The organism is Candidatus Accumulibacter sp. ACC005 (assembly GCF_907163215.1).
In the GTDB taxonomy this organism is placed as follows: domain Bacteria; phylum Pseudomonadota; class Gammaproteobacteria; order Burkholderiales; family Rhodocyclaceae; genus Accumulibacter; species Accumulibacter regalis.
In genome coordinates this window covers 47,624-64,517 of record NZ_CAJQUB010000002.1, presented here as the reverse complement: position 1 = coordinate 64,517, position 16,894 = coordinate 47,624, and the positions used below count along the sequence as shown (strand labels likewise).

General features: G+C 61.4%; 14 protein-coding genes. 6 read left to right on the top strand and 8 right to left on the bottom strand.

Features of this window, described 5'->3' with window-relative positions; translation table 11 throughout:
- The first annotated feature begins 5 nt into the window (after nt 1-5).
- Entirely contained in the window at nt 6-497 is a 492-nt protein-coding gene (locus QZ613_RS02310; RefSeq protein ID WP_291981398.1) for a hypothetical protein, read from the top strand.
- 841 nt (nt 498-1,338) lie between these two features.
- Here QZ613_RS02310 and QZ613_RS02305 read toward each other — a convergent pair.
- The 3 genes from QZ613_RS02305 to QZ613_RS02295 form a co-directional block, all read right to left on the bottom strand.
- Nucleotides 1,339-1,923, bottom strand: a complete 585-nt coding sequence (locus QZ613_RS02305; RefSeq protein WP_291981396.1) for a hypothetical protein — start codon at nt 1,921-1,923, stop codon at nt 1,339-1,341.
- A gap of 904 nt (nt 1,924-2,827) precedes the next feature.
- Entirely contained in the window at nt 2,828-3,490 is a 663-nt protein-coding gene (locus QZ613_RS02300; protein ID WP_291981394.1) for a hypothetical protein, read from the bottom strand.
- 613 nt (nt 3,491-4,103) lie between these two features.
- Complete coding sequence (locus QZ613_RS02295; RefSeq protein ID WP_291868634.1) at nt 4,104-4,463, bottom strand: DUF1840 domain-containing protein; 360 nt, start codon at nt 4,461-4,463, stop codon at nt 4,104-4,106.
- 544 nt (nt 4,464-5,007) lie between these two features.
- On the opposite strand from QZ613_RS02295, the gene QZ613_RS02290 reads away from it, so the two are divergent.
- Nucleotides 5,008-5,565: a hypothetical protein gene (locus tag QZ613_RS02290; protein WP_291868637.1), complete on the top strand. Its 558-nt coding sequence runs from the start codon at nt 5,008-5,010 to the stop codon at nt 5,563-5,565.
- A 46-nt stretch (nt 5,566-5,611) separates the two neighbouring features.
- Nucleotides 5,612-6,490: a restriction endonuclease gene (locus QZ613_RS02285; RefSeq protein ID WP_291868640.1), complete on the top strand. Its 879-nt coding sequence runs from the start codon at nt 5,612-5,614 to the stop codon at nt 6,488-6,490.
- Nucleotides 6,491-7,099: 609 nt separating this feature from the next.
- Here QZ613_RS02285 and QZ613_RS02280 read toward each other — a convergent pair.
- Nucleotides 7,100-7,999 carry a LysR family transcriptional regulator gene (locus tag QZ613_RS02280; protein WP_291868644.1) on the bottom strand — a complete coding sequence of 300 codons (900 nt, stop codon included), beginning with the start codon at nt 7,997-7,999 and terminating at the stop codon, nt 7,100-7,102.
- Between the two features lie 106 nt (nt 8,000-8,105).
- On the opposite strand from QZ613_RS02280, the gene QZ613_RS02275 reads away from it, so the two are divergent.
- On the top strand, nt 8,106-8,567 hold the full coding sequence (locus QZ613_RS02275; protein WP_291868647.1) for a DoxX family protein: 462 nt from the start codon (nt 8,106-8,108) through the stop codon (nt 8,565-8,567).
- A 40-nt stretch (nt 8,568-8,607) separates the two neighbouring features.
- Nucleotides 8,608-9,423, top strand: coding sequence for a class III extradiol ring-cleavage dioxygenase (locus QZ613_RS02270; protein WP_291868694.1), 816 nt, complete (start codon nt 8,608-8,610; stop codon nt 9,421-9,423).
- Nucleotides 9,424-9,627: 204 nt separating this feature from the next.
- Here the strand turns inward: QZ613_RS02270 and QZ613_RS02265 are convergent, their stop codons facing one another.
- Nucleotides 9,628-12,789, bottom strand: coding sequence for an efflux RND transporter permease subunit (locus tag QZ613_RS02265; protein ID WP_291981393.1), 3,162 nt, complete (start codon nt 12,787-12,789; stop codon nt 9,628-9,630).
- A gap of 11 nt (nt 12,790-12,800) precedes the next feature.
- Nucleotides 12,801-14,084 (bottom strand): efflux RND transporter periplasmic adaptor subunit, encoded by a 1,284-nt coding sequence (locus tag QZ613_RS02260; protein ID WP_291868653.1) that lies wholly within the window; start codon nt 14,082-14,084, stop codon nt 12,801-12,803.
- 171 nt (nt 14,085-14,255) lie between these two features.
- Here QZ613_RS02260 and QZ613_RS02255 point away from each other — a divergent pair, with 171 nt between their 5' ends.
- Nucleotides 14,256-14,861, top strand: a complete 606-nt coding sequence (locus tag QZ613_RS02255; RefSeq protein ID WP_043565016.1) for a TetR/AcrR family transcriptional regulator — start codon at nt 14,256-14,258, stop codon at nt 14,859-14,861.
- Between the two features lie 175 nt (nt 14,862-15,036).
- Here QZ613_RS02255 and QZ613_RS02250 read toward each other — a convergent pair whose 3' ends face one another.
- Both QZ613_RS02250 and QZ613_RS02245 read right to left on the bottom strand, forming a co-directional pair.
- Nucleotides 15,037-16,194, bottom strand: a complete 1,158-nt coding sequence (locus QZ613_RS02250) for a cytochrome P450 (protein ID WP_291868697.1) — start codon at nt 16,192-16,194, stop codon at nt 15,037-15,039.
- Between the two features lie 224 nt (nt 16,195-16,418).
- Nucleotides 16,419-16,892, bottom strand: coding sequence for a hypothetical protein (locus QZ613_RS02245; RefSeq protein WP_291868657.1), 474 nt, complete (start codon nt 16,890-16,892; stop codon nt 16,419-16,421).
- Between the last annotated feature and the right edge of the window lie 2 nt (nt 16,893-16,894).

Sequence of the window (16,894 nt, the reverse complement as noted above, 5' to 3'; positions counted from 1 at the left end):
GTACAATGGAACTAAAGAGCGGGCTTTGCCAAATGGTTTCCCAGGGAGCGGGGAGTTACAAGTTCCTGGACGGGGGTGCCAGCAACGGATCAGCCTATATGTCGAACGATAGTAAGAAGCGAGGGACATTCTGGCTCGTGCGACCTCAGATCCATGAAGGATTCCCCACAGGTATTTGGATGTTCGAGCAGCCCTCGCCAGAAGGGCAACTAAGCGATTCCATTTCCGGCAGCGGTGTTTACCTGGTGACGCGTATGGAAAGTTTCGATTGGTACCCGAACCCCCAGCCTTACATCGCGATGGGCGACGACGTTGCGAACGCCCACTGGATGGCCGAAACGTACAATTCCGCGCCAGGATGCTTTAATTTCCGGAGTCAAGGTTACCTAAATGGGAATCCGGGGGACAGTACGCCTTGGCGCTACCAAGTGAGCTTGGGGAGCTACGGAAACGCTGGGGAAACCTCGTGGAAAATCATTTACACGCCAAAAGGCTAGCCGCTCTTGGCGATTGGCTGCCAAGGCTGTGAGGTAGGCTGCGGCGCCATGAAGCAAGGGTTGGGTGAGGCAAGGCGGGCTGCAGGTCGCAGAAGACGCAAATGGCGGGCGGCCCGGAGCCAACGGCATGCCGACACTCAATCCGAACGAACTATTCTTGGCGCATCGCTACGGGTGCGAATGGCGTGGAACAAGGCGATGGCATCTGTAGCGGCCGTCAACGCGCATGACCCGACATGGCGGAGCATCGCGCCCATCAATTGGCGGGCCATTCCCGCAAACCAAGAACCCCGGACGGACCACGGTTGCTGAAATATTCCGAGAGCAATGAGAGCCGATCATCAAACGCTTTGCGCCAGAAGACGGTCGCCGACGTTTGCGAACGGCGGCAGTCGCCGCAGGCCGTTCGGATGGGCTCACCCGGCGGCGGTCTGGTCGTCGGGGCCGCTGCGGTCCTTGGGCGAATGTGCCTTGCGCGTTGGCTGTACGCCGCGTTTCCGCCGTTCGACCGGGTTCGCGGAAGCAGTCTGGGCCGGCGACGCTGGGCGACCGCTTGTTGAACAACGCTACTCACACTTTCGACCCAATGCGGACCTTCAGCTAGCGGCCTACTGAATGGGAGGTCCCAAAGTAAAGCCGCCATACCAGCCGACTGCTCTCTGGCAACTTATCGGCCAGAGCAACCGTTGGCGCCACATCGCGTGAACGGCCGTTATCGATGCTGTCTTGACGTGCGACAACAATCACGTCGAACGCCTGTTTCCATTTTTTTAATGGTCCGATCCGACCTAAATCAACACCAGTCCCATTCGGCAACCTCGCACTCGATGTTTGCGCGGATTTATCGTGCAACGTCCCGCCGAAGCGCCACGTTTGGCATCAACTCACTGTAAATGTCAAGGTGGCACGGGAACTGGGCGAACGCTTCGGCCTTGGTACCAAAGTTGGTGATCTTCTTCTCAAAGCGAACGTAAGCGACGTAGGGGCAGTTGTTGCCGAAAAAAGTTCGCGCAGATTCATGCATCAGTTCATGCGCCGATCTCTCGTCGCAGATATCGTTCTCGATGCAGATCTGTAGTGAATTAAAGAACTCGAACATGATCTCTGTATCTACAGTAAAGCGAGAGCTGGCAGCAATCGAAGATACAACGCTTTCTTTCCAGCTCCTACGTTGGGCAATGGCCTCTTCGCTGCTAGATGCCTCAGGGAGATCAGCCAACTTAGCGCCAAGACGTTCCCACCCTTCCAAAACTCTTGTTCGTGCAGAGAAAATGGGTTCTTTTGAAAACTGCTCAAAGAAGGCAAGCGATTTTTCCACTCGGAGCTGCCTAACATTTCCAAAGTACTGAACCAAAGCAAATATAGCCGCCACCAATCCGACAGCCACCTTAATCCCATGCTCATTCTCGCGAAGCCACGCTTCCATCGTTTTAACTACTCCTTCTTGCAAAGGTGCGGTTTTGTCATGCAGACGGAAATCGCTTCTACCTGTGGTTTATCAGGTGGATAGAGTTTCTGGGAGGGTTCACGTCCAACAGCATTAGAATCACGCCTCCGAGGGTGGCCGTTGGGGTTTTCCAAAGGATCTCGGCCCGAATAGCGGTTGTGGGAAGCGTTGGTGTCGCTTTTGCTGCTTACACCACCTTCCCGTCCTGGCACTGGATAGATGCGTGTGGATTTTTCGTCAGCAGCGCTTGTGGAAGTTATATAGCAGGCGGAGAATGCGACTAGAACAGCCTGAGAAACTAGGATTGTTTTCCAATTCATAGCTGGCCTCCTGAATGCGGCAAAAGATTGATGGGAAGTCTGGCGTCGCGTCCAGCTACGCACCTAAAAATCTTGCGAAACAAACTTCGCTCCATACCTTTGCTGACTCTAGACAAAGCTAAAACGTGTTTAAAATCGCCATCCGGTAAGTTTCTGGGTTGCTCGGTATCCAGACTCGGGCAGTCAAATTGGTTACCATGCAAGAATTATAAATCGCCAACGTTGGCCCGCACGGTCTTGATCGGCCGAAAAAATCTCTAGGTATCTACTTTGGGCTTCTACTCACTGGTTGGTTGTGACAAAAAGCGTCGGTTAACCACTCTGACGGGAGCCGTTAACTTCCCGCAAGCAGCACATCAGACCCGATCCTGTCGTCGAATTAATTTCGGTCGCCAAAACGACGAAAGCTGGCCTTAATTTGGAGGATTCTAGAATTTCTTCTCATAAGCCTAACAATACTGACAAGTTTTCACTTGCCGGGCATGACGACAGGAACAATATCCTCTGAGTAGTGAAGCCATGGTTTTTTGGGTGACTCCGTGCTTCCTGTGTGCCGTATGCGTTCACATCGGCGGTTCCTTAATCGACGATGGGAATTTCAATTTACCTTGCTGTTCGAGAGAGATCATCCGTCGCGCCTCCGAACTCAGAGCGACCAACAGGCGCAGCGCAGAAATAGGGTTGCCTGTTAGGTCGATTAGGTATTCTATATGATTCGTGGTGAAGCCGAGAAAGGAACCATACTCAAAGCAAAGAGCGCGAGCATCATCAATGTCTCTCGGCTCAACTATGTCAACATCCACCTTTTTCGGGATGCGCTTTAGCTTTCGTTCGTCGAAAAACTTCATAACCTTGCCATACAGATCGCCTGCCTTTTCTGCAACCTCTAGCCATGCTTTGCAGCATCTTGCGAGTAACAGAATGACTCCAAACAAGCCGGCCAGTTCTATAAAGCCTGGCGACGAATAGCGAATCGACACAAGTTGCAATCGAGAATCGTCGGGTATCTCGTTATAGAGGTTGTGCGCGAACCGCTCGCCGATATATTCACCAGACCAAAAGTATCTAGCGAACATGGACTGCACTCGTGGCGGTGCCAATCCACTATCGTCGGAGATCCAATAGAAGTACGAGTAGCTCAGTCGCAAGGCATGCGACAGATCAGTGAGATCCTCAATATCCCACTGGCCGTCCATTTCCAGCTTCAGCCTTACCTGGCGGGCCATGGTTCCCCTAGGTCGATAGTTAGTTGTTAGAAACGATGCTGGACCCGCGCTGACTTCTCTTCTTTGGCGGCTTCGTGGGCCCGTCCCAGTTTTCGCTGGTCTCTGCGCGTGTATCCCACCCCCGCACGATCATGTTGGTACGACGACAGTGTAAGCCAAAAAAATTGCTGGTGTAATGTTGCGTTCTTGAGAGAACTGTTCCGGACTAAAGTCATGAAATATATGTCATGTGCAGAGTGGAGATGCAGATGAGGGAAACCGGAGTTAGACCAAGGAATCGCGAGCGTCGCTTCCGTTTCAGCAGCTACGTCGTCCGTGATGACCGGTTGTAGTAACGGAGTTGGCACGCAGCGCAGCGAGGGGCGTCAGCTGGAGGCTCCCTGCCGGCCTTCCGCGCGGGGTAGCGCCAAGAACCGCTCTGGCCGAGTTGTGCATTCACCCTCTGGCAGCTTGCGAAGTACAGCAGCCGTTCAGATGGCTGCTTGCCGGAATCATCGAACGACAGCAATTGGCCGACGGCGGCCGTTGGGCCCATCGTGCTTTGATATTGGGATCGGGGGCAGTCGATGTTGCTGGGCGGCGACAGCCCAGGGCGTGATCGAGCCGTGCGCAGCTAGAAGTCCTTGGCTGCTTCCCAGAGAACGAATCCGTCCTCCTTGCGCGTCCACTCCAGGAGCTCGATCAGCGGGAAGGCACGCGGAGCCAATCCGATCGGCGGGCCATCGACTTTTTGATCGTCGTTGCTGTCGTCACTCCTGGCGGGACTGGTGGTCTGGGCAGCGACCGCTTCGGCGGGACTCGCACGGCCATCGGCAACAGCCCGTCGCAGGCATGCGATGGCTTCGGGCAACTGCTCGGTGGTAATCACGCCACGCGCGGTACAGTCCTTTTGAAGGATTTCGAGGAGTTGGCGGGCGACGGGCGAGAGCATCATGATCTGCCCGGAGGTGCTCGAGTTGAACTTGACCAGCATGCTCGGCTTTCCTTGCGCTTGGGTGGGTGCGATCCATTGTCGTCGCTGGCGCAGGCAAGAGCAATAGCCAGCGCCGGCTGCTTGGAATCCTCGGTCGTGCAGGTCGTCTACACGGCGGGCGCGCAGACAATTCTTCACCGACAAGCGCTCTCCTGGCCAGCCGGCACTGCTCCTCGCTGCGTGGGCTTGTACTGGGCAGCGACGATGATCGAACTCGGACGTCTGCTGCGCTCTCAGGGCGTTGGCAGTCGGCCGACTGCCGCGCGCTGCTTTTCTAGGTGGCCTCAGTGCGCCGCCACCGAAATGGCCTTATAGCGGCGCGAATCAACACGGAACGACGCCATCCATCAGCGATGCCCTTTCGATGGAGAGCTTTGAGGCCAACAAGCCGGACTCAGCGATGGGAATCAGAGCTGCGGCAGCTCTGGGGCGATTAATTTCCGGGGTAGGAGGCGGAATCTGCTTCGACAGGCCAAAATTCTAGCCACGGCTGGGTAGAATACCGGGGAGTTATTCAACACTTCTGGCTTGCCCAGAGCATGAAATGAGCAAACTGCCTGCAATTATCGCCCTCGTGGTGTTTGCCACAACCGCGCACGCCCAATATCGATGTGTGGAGGACGGGCGGACGCTACTCACTGACCGCCCTTGCAAGTCTGAAGAGGGCCAAAGCGACAGGCAGCCCCAAGGCAAACCGAGCAACGCCTTTGGAGACGCTGCCAATTCGGCCTACACGACAACCACGGGCGGTTGGCGAGGCCAAACACAGTATCAGGCGACTGTCTCTGGCGTCGTTTCTCCGGAGGCACATGCCGTCGTTCAGATGACCATCGAAATTGATCCGCAGGGCAAGGTGATGGGGTCGAGCCCGGAAAACGGCTGCCAGTTGAAGGGACTCGCTACGCCGGGGGTGACGGCAGCCATTGCAAACCTCGACGTGACATTTTCTGGATGTACTTACAACGGTTTCAATCGCCGTATGTCGGGGAGGTTGGCGGTTTCTTCTGTCAAGAAGTATGCCCAGCTCAGCCTCTCTGGTTTTTCAATGGGTGTAGGAAAAATCGCGGCATCGTTTGACATCCGAGCAACGATGCGAAGGTAGCCCGTACGTGGCGTTGACCGGGTAGAAATCCTGACAGGAATCAGTGATGGCAAGAAGAAGGAATAGCAGCGCCTTTGAAGACATCTTCGGAATTGCTGCGATGCTCCCGTGGTGGGTCGGGACCATCTTGGCCCTGATTGCCTACGTGATCCTGCACAGGTATGCGTCTGCGGACGTGCCGACCAATGTGCCGCCTGGGCAGATTGGTGAGATGGTCGTCGGGCAGATGACCAGGACGCTGGCCTTTTACGGCCAGTTCATCGTGCCGCTGTTGTTGTTGGCCGGAGCTGCCGCATCGTTTTTGGGACGGCGCAAACGTGAAGGCCTCGTTCGCAATGTCGCCGGCGACAAGTCCGGCGAGAACCTGCGCGCCTTGAATTGGAGCGATTTCGAGTTGCTCGTAGGCGAGGCCTTCCGGATGCGTGGTTTCTCAGTGACCGAAGCCGGCGGCGGTGGTCCCGATGGCGGCATCGATCTGGAATTGAGGAAAGGCAGCGAGGGCTTTCTCGTGCAGTGCAAGCAGTGGCGTGCCTACAAGGTTTCGGTCACGGTCGTACGTGAATTGTTCGGTGTGATGGCATCGCAGGGCGCGACCGGAGGATTCGTTGTCACTTCGGGCACCTTCAGTGCAGATGCACGCTCGTTCGTGGCAGGGAAGAACATCGAGCTCATCGACGGGCCGGCGCTCAAAGCGATGATCGAACGAGTCCGAGCTGCCCGACCTGAGATGACGGTGTCGACCGAACGAGTACCGGCCAGCGTGCAGACATCCGCAGCGACCGCCACGTCAGCAGCAGAGCCAAGCTGTCCCCGGTGTGGCGGCAGGATGCTGAAGCGCATTGCGCGACAGGGACCGAACGCGGGAGGTGCGTTCTGGGGATGCACGGCTTTTCCGAAGTGCCGCGGGATCAAGGCAATCGAGTAGCGTGTTTCGGGAGGGCGCGGATGCACATCTCCGAGATGCTTCAGTGCCAGGGTCGACCCGGTCCGAAGCGGACTCAGCCAGGCAGCGGACGTCGGCTGCAGTTTTTTGCGCAAAATCGGGACTCTTGGCTTCTGTCCCCAGAACCTGTGGGTAGCGCTGTGCGGAAGCGGTGGACAAGCTGTGGAAATCTACCCTCGACCGGCCTCCGCCAAGCGAAACTCTCCGCCGACCAAGAATTAGGCGTTGCCGGCAAGCACTGAGACGGCGCGTCGGTTTGGTCGGGAAGCGTGGGCGACGTCCTTTGCCGACGCTCGAACGCTTACCGGACACCAGAACCGGCGGGGTGCAGGCGGCAAATCGGGCTTTTTCGGGGCTGCTCGTCGCACCGCAACGCCTCGTGCTCGTAGGCGTTACAGCCCCTGAGTGAGCTTCCGAATGATCGTAGCCGCGGACTTCGTCACGTCGGCTTCGTTATCCTCCGTCGGGTGCTGCACATTCGCCGAAGCTCACCGTTGCCGATCAGGACCCGGTCGACCGAGAGAAATCCGGGCGGTTAGCTCCCCTGGATCTGCGCCATAGCCGTCCCACGCACACGAATTCTCACCGGCACTATGCCGGCCAGGCCTGCATCCGGAAAGCGTCGGCAAGAAAGTCGATCAGCAGGCGGACCTTGGGTGCGACGAACTTGCGCGAGGGGAACACCGCGTACACGCCGAGTTCGAGCGAACGGTAGGCCGGCAAGAGTTCGACCAGGGTTCCGGCGATCAGATCCTGGCCGACGAGGAAAGACGGCTGCAGCACGATGCCCTGGTGGCGCAGCGCCGCCACCCGGCAGGTGTCGCCATTGTTGGTGCGCAGGCGCGGCGACACCTTCACCGACAGCGTTCCTTCTGGCCCGGTGAACGGCCAGTTGTCGCCCATCGAGAAGAGGCTGTACGCCAACACCTCGTGCTGCACCAGTTCTGACGGATGTCCTGGCGTGCCGTGATGGTGCAGGTAGGTGGGTGATGCGCATAACACCAGGCGCGTCGAGGTGAGCTGGCGGCTGATCAGCGTCGAGTTGGGCAGGCGCGCGATGCGCACCGCCATGTCGAAACCTTCCTCGACCAGGTCCACCACGCGGTCGGCCAGCGTCACGTCCAGCGTCACTTTCGGGTGCAGGGCCATGAACTCGACCCACAGCGGCGCGAGGTGCAAGCGGCCGAAGGTGAAGGGGACGTTGATGCGCAGGATTCCCGTGGCCTCGCCGCTGACCGAGGTGATCTCGGCTTCTGCCTCTTCGACGCCGGCGAGCAGTTCCGCGCAACGCGCGTGGAAGACCTCGCCCTCCGCGGTCAGCGACAACTTGCGGGTCGTGCGGTGCATCAAGCGCACTCCCAGTCGCGACTCCAGATCCGCCACATGGCGCGACACCGCCGCCTTGGACATCGCCAGCGCGTCGGCCGCGCCGACAAAGCTGCCGGCGTCGATTACCGCAACGAAAACCCGCATGGCTTCGAATCGGTCCATTTGTCTCAATATACGGAACAGTTAATCGCATTCAAGCATGTTTATCCATCCAGGCGCAACTTCTACAATGCGCTCATCGATTCACAACCCATGTCCGGAGTACACCATGACCACAGCCAACACCACTTCCCCCCTGCAACGCGTCCTCGGCACCCACGCCGGCTGGGGCGCGCTGGCCCTGCGCATTCCCGTGGGTATCATCTTCGCCGCCCACGGCGCTCAAAAGCTGTTCGGCGCCTTTGGCGGCTACGGCCTCGAAGGCACCGGCCAGTTCATGGCCTCGCTCGGCCTGACGCCGGGATACCTGATGGCCTTGCTGGCGGGCGGTGCCGAGTTCTTCGGCGGTCTGGCGCTGATCGTCGGACTGCTCGTCCGTCCTGCCGCAGCGGCACTGGCGTTCGCCATGCTGGTGGCGATCTTCAGCGTGCATATCGACAAGGGACTGTTCATGGCCAACAACGGCTACGAATTCGCCCTGGCACTGCTGGCCGCATCGGTATCGCTGTTGATCAGCGGCGCGGGGCGACTGTCGGTCGATGCCGTGCTGGCCGCGCGCGGCGCGCGCTGAACAGCGCCGCCCGAACATTGGCCCGACCAGAACCGACGCCATGAACCGCCTACCCAGCGTGTTCGTCTCGCACGGCGCACCCAGCTTCGCCATCGAGCCCGGCTTGGCCGGGCCGCGATTGGCGGCCCTGGGCCGCGAACTGCCCACGCCCCGCGCGGTGCTGATCGTGTCGCCGCACTGGATGACGCCCCGTCCGCAGGTTGGGATGGTCGAACGGCCCAGGACGATCCACGACTTCGGTGGCTTCGACCCGGCGCTGTACGAGATCGACTACCCGGTGGACGGCCACCCGCAGCTGGCGCGTCGCGCGCTCGACGTACTGCAGGAAGCTGGCTGGTCGCCGCGGCCGGACGGGATCCGCGGGCTGGACCACGGCGCCTGGGTGCCGATGTTGTACCTCTACCCCGAGGCCAACGTGCCGGTCTTCCAGGTCTCGCTGCCGTCACGGCTGGACGCGGAATCTGCCTGGGCCTTCGGGCAGGCGCTCGCGCCGCTTGCCGACGACGGCGTGTTGATCGTCGGTTCGGGCAGCCTGACGCACAACCTCTACGAGTTCCGCGGTCATCACAGCCACAACGAGGCCTACGCAACCGAGTTCGCCGCCTGGGTTCGCGACGCGGTCGTCAGCGGCGACAGCACGCGGCTGCGCCAGACCCTTGCCTTGGCCCCGCATGCCCAACGCGCGCACCCGACCGCCGAACATTTCTGGCCACTGCTGGTGGCAGCCGGCGCGGCTGCCGCGTCGTTACCGGCGACGGTGATCGAAGGCGGAATCACGCACGGCGTGCTGGCGATGGACAGCTTTGTCTTCGGAAGTGCCGGCCGTGAAGGCCATGGTGACAAGTCGATCGTGTAGCGTTGCACGCCGTGTGCAGCTCATGAATTCCAGCCAGGTGAACGACCGTCCACTTCGCGGAAGCCCTGCGTCGCCTTTAGGTCGCCAAGCGACCGCCAGTCGCTGCTGCGTTGCATCGGCAGCCATGTTGGCGCGCTGGCCGTTTTCGCCAACAGAGAGCCAAAGGCTTGGCGTGCTCTGCGCTCCGTTTTCTGAAGCGACCCCTTATTTCTTGACCTCCGTGGACGCCGCGACCACAACCTCCGGGGCTGCCGTCTTGTCCTTGAACAGTCGTTTGATGAGCACATAGAACATCGGGACGAAGAAGAGGCCGAGGGCGGTGGCCGAGATCGTTCCGCCGAGTACGCCGGTGCCGATCGCATTCTGACTGCCGGAGCCGGCGCCGGTGCTGATGGCCAGTGGCAGCACGCCGAGTCCGAAGGCCAGCGAGGTCATCAGGATCGGGCGCAGTCGCATGCGTACCGCGCTCAGCGTGGCGCTGACCACATCGTGACCGGCGTCGACCTGGGCCTTGGCGAATTCGACAATCAGAATCGCGTTCTTCGACGACAGGCCGATGGTCGCCAGCAGGCCGACCTGGAAGTAGACGTCGTTGGACAGGCCGCGACCGCTTGCGGCCAGCAGCGCACCGATCACGCCCAGCGGCACCACCAGCATCACCGCAAACGGTACCGACCAGCTCTCGTAAAGGGCTGCCAGGCAGAGGAACACGACCAGCAGCGACAAGGCATACAGCGCCGGCGCCTGTGCCCCCGAGCGGCGCTCCTCGTAGGAGGTGCCCGACCATTCATAGCCAATGCCGGGCGGCAGCTTGGCGATGAGCTCCTGAACCGCATTCATCGCGTCACCCGACGAGAGGCCGGGCGCTGCCTGGCCGAGCAGTTCGATCGACGGCTGACCGTTGAAGCGCTCGAGAAGCGGCGAGCCAAAGCCCCATTTGGCTGTGGTGAAGGCCGAGAAGGGCACCATTTCGCCTCTTGCGTTGCGCACGTACCATTTCTGGAGGTCATCGGGCGTCATGCGGGCAGCGGCCTCGGCCTGAAGATAGACCTTCTTGATTCGCCCACGGTCCATGAAGTCGTTGACGTAACTGCCACCCCAGGCCGTGGACAGCGTGTCGTTGATGTTCGCCACGCTCACCCCGAGGGCGCCGGCCTTGGCATGATCGATTTCGAGCTGGTACTCGGGCATGTCCTCCTGACCATTCGGGCGCACGCCGACCAGCCGCTTGTCCTCTCTTGCCATGCCCAGGAACTGGTTGCGTGCGGCCACCAGGGCATCGTGGCCGAGGCCGCTGCGGTCCTGTAGCTGGACGCTGAAACCGTTCGAGGTACCCAACTCGATCACCGCCGGTGGAACGAAAGCGAAGACCATCGCTTCGCGAATCTTCGAGAATGCGGCCATCGCGCGTCCGGCGATCGCCTTGACGCTCATGCCCGGTCCCTGCCGCTCGCTCCAGTCGCGCATGTTGATGAAGCCGATGCCCATGTTCTGGCCGCGGCCGCCGAAGCTGAAGCCGGCGACGGTGAAGATCGACGCCGCCGTGTCCTTTTCGTCGTCGAGGAAGTGACGCTCGACTTTCTTGAGGACCTCGATGGTGCGCTCCTGGGTGGCGCCTGCAGGAAGCATCACCTGGGTGAACATCACGCCCTGATCCTCTTCCGGCAGGAAGGAAGTCGGCATGCGCACGAAGAGAAAGCCGAGCGCCACCACGATCAGCGCGTAGACGACCAGGTAGCGCCCGCTGCCCCGAAGGATGCGTCCGACCGCTGCTTCGTAACGCCCGGTGTTACGTTCGAACATGCCGTTGAACCAGCCGAAGAAGCCGCTGAACCAGCCACCCTCGCCGTGACCCTGGCCCTTGGCCACCGGTTTCAGCATGGTGACGCAAAGCGCCGGGGTGAACACCAGGGCGATGAGCACCGACAGGGCCATCGCGGCGACGATGGTGATCGAGAACTGGCGGTAGATGACGCCGGTCGAGCCGCCGAAGAAGGCCATCGGAACGAATACCGCCGACAGCACCAGACCGATGCCGACCAGCGCGCCGGTGATCTGGCCCATCGACTTGCGGGTTGCATCGCGCGCCGAGAGGCCTTCCTCGCTCATCACTCGCTCGACGTTCTCGACCACCACGATGGCGTCGTCCACCAGCAGGCCGATGGCCAGCACGGTGCCGAACATGGTCAGGGTGTTGATCGAAAAACCGAAGGCCGCCATCACCCCGAAGGTGCCGAGCAGCACCACCGGCACGGCGATGGTTGGGATCAGGGTGGCGCGAAAGTTCTGCAGGAACAGGAACATCACCAGGAACACCAGGACGATGGCCTCGAGCAGGGTCTTGACCACTTCCTCGATGGAGATCTTCACGAAGGGCGTGGTGTCGTAAGGGATGACCACGTCGACGCCGGCCGGGAAATAGCGCTTCATCTCGGCGAGCGCGGCACGCACCGCGGTGGCGGTCTTCAGGGCATTGGCGCCGGCGGCCAACTTGACGCCGATACCCGCCGCTGGCTGGCCGTTATAGCGCGCGACGGTGCTGTAGTCCTGGGCGCCGATTTCGATCCGCGCCACATCCCCGAGTCGTACTTCGCCGCCCTGGCTGGAACTGCGCAGCAGGATGTTCTCGAACTCCCCGACGGTCTGCAGGCGACTCTGGGCGGTGATCGAGGCAGTGAAACCCTGCCCGGGCAGCGACGGCGTTCCGCCGAGCTGGCCGGCCGAGACCTGCGTGTTCTGCGCCTCGATCGCCGTCCGGATGTCGGCCGGCGTCAGCCGGTAGTTGTTCAACCTGGCGGGATCGATCCAGACCCGCATGGCGTACTGCGATCCGAAAATCTGCACCTCGCCGACACCGGTGACGCGCGACAGCGGATCCTGCACCGACGAGACAATGAAGTCCGCCAGGTCGACGTTGTCGAGCGTGCCCTGTTTCGACACGAAACCGATCACCATCAGGAAGTTGCGCGCCGACTTGGCGACCTGCACGCCCTGTTGCTGTACCGCCTGCGGCAATAGTGGCAGCGCAAGTTGCAGCTTGTTCTGCACCTGCACCTGGGCAATATCCGGATCGGTGGCGGCATCGAAGGTCAGGGTGATCGCGGCGCGACCGAAGGAGTCGCTCGACGAGTTGATGTAGAGCAGGCCGTCGAGACCGGTCAGCTTCTGCTCGATGATCTGGGTGACGGATTCCTCAACCGCCTTCGCCGAGGCGCCCGGATAGCTGGTGTTGATCACGACGGCGGGTGGGGCTATCGACGGATACTGCGAAACCGGCAATTGCAGGATGGACAGTGCGCCCGCGAGCATGATGACGATGGCGATGACCCAGGCGAAGATCGGCCGGTCGATGAAGAAATTGACCACGCTTCAGGCCCTCACTTCGCGGCCGCTGCGGGCGCCGCCGCAGGTGCCGTTGCCTCGCCGCCTGCCGCCAGCACCGTCACCGGCGCGCCCGGCCTGATTTTCTGTAATCCGTCGACGATGATCCGGTCGCCCGCGGCCAGTCCCGCGCTTACCAGCCACTTGTCGCCGATCGAACGGGTCGTGGTCACCGGGCGCGCTTCGACCTTGTCCTCGGCACCCACCACCATCACCACGGCATTGCCACGGCGATCGTGAGTCACCGCGGCATGCGGCACCAGGATGGCGTTTTCGATCTCGCCCTGTGCGAGTCGCGCGCGGACGTACATGCCCGGCAGCAGTTCACCCTGCGGATTCGGAAAGACTGCGCGCAGGGTCACGCTGCCGGTATCCGTGTCGACCGAAATGCCGGAGAAGGCAAGCCGGCCGCTGGCCGCGTATTCGCTACCATCCTCGAGCAGCAGGCGTACCGGAACCACCTGGTCTGCAAGGTGCTGCAGTGTGCCATCGGCGAGATCGCGCTTGAGGCGCAAGAGTTCGACGCTCGACTGGGTAAGGTCGACATAGATCGGGTCGAGTTGCTGGACGGTCGTCAGCGCGGCAGGCTGGTTGGCAGTCACCAGGGCCCCGGCGGTGACGCTCGAGCGTCCGCTGCGGCCGGCGATGGGGGAGGGCACGCGGGTATAGGCGAGGTCGATGCGGGCCTTCTCGAGTGCTGCGCGTGCCGAGGCGACGTCCGCCTCGGCCTGCTTGAGTGCCGCCGTGGTGTCGTCGTCGGCCTGCTTGCTGATCATCCCTTTCTTCCCCAGTTCGGCGTAGCGCTGGGCTTTCAGCCGGACAGCATAGCGGTTTGCTTCGGCGCGGCTGAGACCTGCCCTGGCGCTTTCCAGGGTGGCGCGATAGCTTGCCGGGTCGATCTGGTAGAGCGTTTGCCCTTCCGTGACCTCGCTGCCCTCGGTGAACATCCGCCGCTGCACGATCCCGTTCACCTGCGGTCGCACCTCGGCGACCATGTAGGCCGCCGTGCGTCCGGGGAGTTCGGTCGTCAGCCTGACCGCCTCGGTGCTGGCCACGATCACGCTGACCGGAGTCGCTGCGGGAGCTCCACCGGCTGCCTGCCCCTGCGGGCCGCCGTCACTGCAGGCGGCCAGCGCCAGGGCGCTGGCGAGCGAGACGACCAGGATGGGGTAGGTGATCCCCCGGGTCGGGAGTGTGGTTCCCAGATTCGGGAGTGTGATTCCCTGCTTCGGGGAAGTGACTCCCCGGTTCCAGGATTGCAGCCGTGATGCGAGATTCATGTGGTGCCTCGGTGGCGTTGGTAGCGTCGGAGACTCCTGGGCAGGAGCGTTCGGATAGGGGGCGAAGGATAAACTAGAATGAACGTTCAATCTAGTTTATCCTTCGCAGAGCAGTGAACGCTTACTGCGAACCCTTCTCAGCCACTCCATAGACCGTCGATGACCGAAGAAATGCCCACTCACACGGCCGCGGATTGCTCGCGTGCTGAAGCGCGTCGCACCCAGATCCTTGATGCCGCCGAGAACTGCGTTCGCGAATACGGCTTCCATCGAGCCAGCATTTCGAAAATATCGAAAGCCTCAGGCATGGGTGCAGGCCACATTTACCACTACTTTGCGAACAAGGAGGCGATCATCGCCGCCATCGTCGCGCGCGAAGTCGAACGCTTGCTGACGCTCACCGCCGAGGTGCAGGCGGCAGAGAACATGCTGGAGGCACTGGCACTGCGGACCGAAAGCGGGGTGCTGCTCAACCTTGATCCCCAGGCAGCGGGGCTCAAGCTGGAAATCGTTGCCGAGGCGTCGCGCAACCCGGCAATCGCGGCGATCGTGCGTGCCGCGGACGGCCGGCGTAGCGCCGGTCTCGAAGAAACGCTCAAGGCCTTGCGGCAGGCACACGGCCTTGCGGACGACGCGGCAACGATTTCCACTATTGCCGAGGTGATCGCGGCGATGTTTGAAGGCCTGATGGTGCGCGCCATACGCAATCCGGCGGCAAACCGTCAATTGATCGCCCGAAGATTCCAAGCGTTGATCCGCGCGATAGTGCTAGGGTGATTTCGCGGACCGGAAGGTCGAGGCGTAGAGGAGGGAAACCAGCTTAGGCCTCTGTTGTTTGCCGGGCTGCGCTTTCCAGTCATAAAGCCGAAGGTGACTTGTGTTTCCAAAAGGACGGGCATGGGAAGTGGCAGCGCACCGTTCGTGCGCACGCCAAACCATTGACCGCCGGCGTTTATCGGATCCGCAGGGGAAGGGCGGCGAAGCCACTGCCGGGGTACACCGCGGTGGTCGGCGGCCTCTCCGGGACGGGCTCCATACAGGCCGTGTGCGCGAGCAGCTCTTCTACAGCCACGCGCATCTCCATCCGGGCCAGGGGAGCGCCAGGACAGACGTGGATTCCCGCGCCATACAGCAGGTTTGCGCTCTGGTCGCGGTCCGGCCGATAGGTCTCGGGATCCTCGAAAACCCGACCGTCACGGTTGGCGGAGATCCAGATCAGCGAGATGCGTTCGCCGGCAGCGATCTTCCGGCCACCGATTTCAACCGCACGGGTGGTGATGCGCCGATTGGCCACCAACGGCCCGTGAATCCGCAGAATCTCCTCGATAGCGGCGGGCAGTAAGGAGGGCTGCGTGCGCAGCTGTTCCTGCAGATCCGGGTGTTCCGAAAGGTGGTGCACGAGAATCCCCAGCGAAGCCGAAATCGTGCCGATCTCGCCGACGGTCCAGTTGCGCAGCACGCTGACGATTTCTTCGTCGCGCAGGGGGCGGCCCTGTACCTGTTGCCGTAGCAGCGAGCTGGTGATGTCGTCGCTGGCTTGATCAGCGGCCGTGCGGCGAATCTGCAGCAGCTCGTGGGCGTAGCCCTCGAATTCGCGGGCGATCTCTGCCATGGCCGCCCGGTCCTCGGCAAAAGTTGCCCGGCGGTTCTTCTCTGTCCACAAGCGCAGCGGTGTGCATAGATCGGGCGGCCAACCGAGAGAGGCGCTCTGACTCCGGACGGCGAACTCATTGGCGAAATCGCCGATGAACTCCAACTCGTCGCGCCCCAACAGCGCTTGAACGAGCGTCGCGGCGATCTCGCGACATGGCGGCTCGAACGCCGCCACTCGTTCCGGCCGGAAATACGGCATGATCATCCGACGGAACGCGGTGTGTTCGGGGGGATCCATCCCGTCCGGAACGGAGAGATGCCTGGATACGGCATTACTGAAGGTGGCGGGGTCGTTCAGCACGCGCAGGATATCCTCGTGCCGAAACAAGGACCACCCGAGGAAGTTGCTGTACGCGACCGGGCAGCGCTGGCGCATCTCGTCGTAGGCGGCACGCTGGTCGCGCTGGACCGCTTCCGATCTTGGGTCCCAATCCTGTTGCTGCATGGCGTTCACCATCACGTGCTCCTCCTCATTTCACGGAACTGGGGCCGAAGCTAGGCAGTTCCTGGCTTCTACTGCGCAAGTGCTTCGCCAGTCGACGCACAGAATACCCTTTTTGTACTGGCCAAGGCACAGCACATGCTGCTCGTGGCTCGGCTAAACAGGCGGCGTTGCGCCCCGTTCGTACCGGGCGGGACAAGCTTCGTAGCGCAGCGTTCTGCCTCTACCCAAGGCTCAACTCAATCCATTGGCTTCCAGCCCGGGTGCTTGAAATAGCGGCCATACTGATTCACGGCGCCGACCGTCTGCACCGCGCCGGCCGCGGGCGCAACTTTTGCCTTGCCCTGCATGGCGTCGGCGCCGGCGCTGAGCTCGGCGACGATCAGGTGCAGGTTTTCGTCCGCAGCGGGCTCGAGCTTGCACTCGGTGACGATGTTGGCGACGTGCGCTTGAACCAGGGTGCCGAGTGCCTTGTAGTCGTCTGGCGTCAGCGTCCCTTTGTGGATAGCCACCGCTTTCGCGGCAAGCGCCGCCCGGATTTCGCTCATGTTCTTGCGCAGTGGTTCGTCGGTTGGCCATTTCTTGCCGTGATCGAGCACCAGCTTGGTTGGCTCGCCGGCGGCGTGCTGGTGTGAGTCGGCCGCAAACGTGGGGACGCCGACGCCAAAGGCAGCGATGAGGGCGGTGGTGAGCAGGCTGCGTTGGATAGTCATGG

What these genes read in the sequence shown, in the direction of transcription:
- QZ613_RS02310 (WP_291981398.1), top strand. Translation starts at nt 6, where the DNA reads ATGGAACTAAAGAGCGGGCTTTGCCAAATGGTTTCCCAGGGAGCGGGG.
- QZ613_RS02305 (WP_291981396.1), bottom strand. Translation starts at nt 1,923, where the DNA reads ATGGAAGCGTGGCTTCGCGAGAATGAGCATGGGATTAAGGTGGCTGTC.
- QZ613_RS02300 (WP_291981394.1), bottom strand. Translation starts at nt 3,490, where the DNA reads ATGGCCCGCCAGGTAAGGCTGAAGCTGGAAATGGACGGCCAGTGGGAT.
- QZ613_RS02295 (WP_291868634.1), bottom strand. Translation starts at nt 4,463, where the DNA reads ATGCTGGTCAAGTTCAACTCGAGCACCTCCGGGCAGATCATGATGCTC.
- QZ613_RS02290 (WP_291868637.1), top strand. Translation starts at nt 5,008, where the DNA reads ATGAGCAAACTGCCTGCAATTATCGCCCTCGTGGTGTTTGCCACAACC.
- QZ613_RS02285 (WP_291868640.1), top strand. Translation starts at nt 5,612, where the DNA reads ATGGCAAGAAGAAGGAATAGCAGCGCCTTTGAAGACATCTTCGGAATT.
- QZ613_RS02280 (WP_291868644.1), bottom strand. Translation starts at nt 7,999, where the DNA reads ATGGACCGATTCGAAGCCATGCGGGTTTTCGTTGCGGTAATCGACGCC.
- QZ613_RS02275 (WP_291868647.1), top strand. Translation starts at nt 8,106, where the DNA reads ATGACCACAGCCAACACCACTTCCCCCCTGCAACGCGTCCTCGGCACC.
- QZ613_RS02270 (WP_291868694.1), top strand. Translation starts at nt 8,608, where the DNA reads ATGAACCGCCTACCCAGCGTGTTCGTCTCGCACGGCGCACCCAGCTTC.
- QZ613_RS02260 (WP_291868653.1), bottom strand. Translation starts at nt 14,084, where the DNA reads ATGAATCTCGCATCACGGCTGCAATCCTGGAACCGGGGAGTCACTTCC.
- QZ613_RS02255 (WP_043565016.1), top strand. Translation starts at nt 14,256, where the DNA reads ATGCCCACTCACACGGCCGCGGATTGCTCGCGTGCTGAAGCGCGTCGC.
- QZ613_RS02250 (WP_291868697.1), bottom strand. Translation starts at nt 16,194, where the DNA reads ATGGTGAACGCCATGCAGCAACAGGATTGGGACCCAAGATCGGAAGCG.
- QZ613_RS02245 (WP_291868657.1), bottom strand. Translation starts at nt 16,892, where the DNA reads ATGACTATCCAACGCAGCCTGCTCACCACCGCCCTCATCGCTGCCTTT.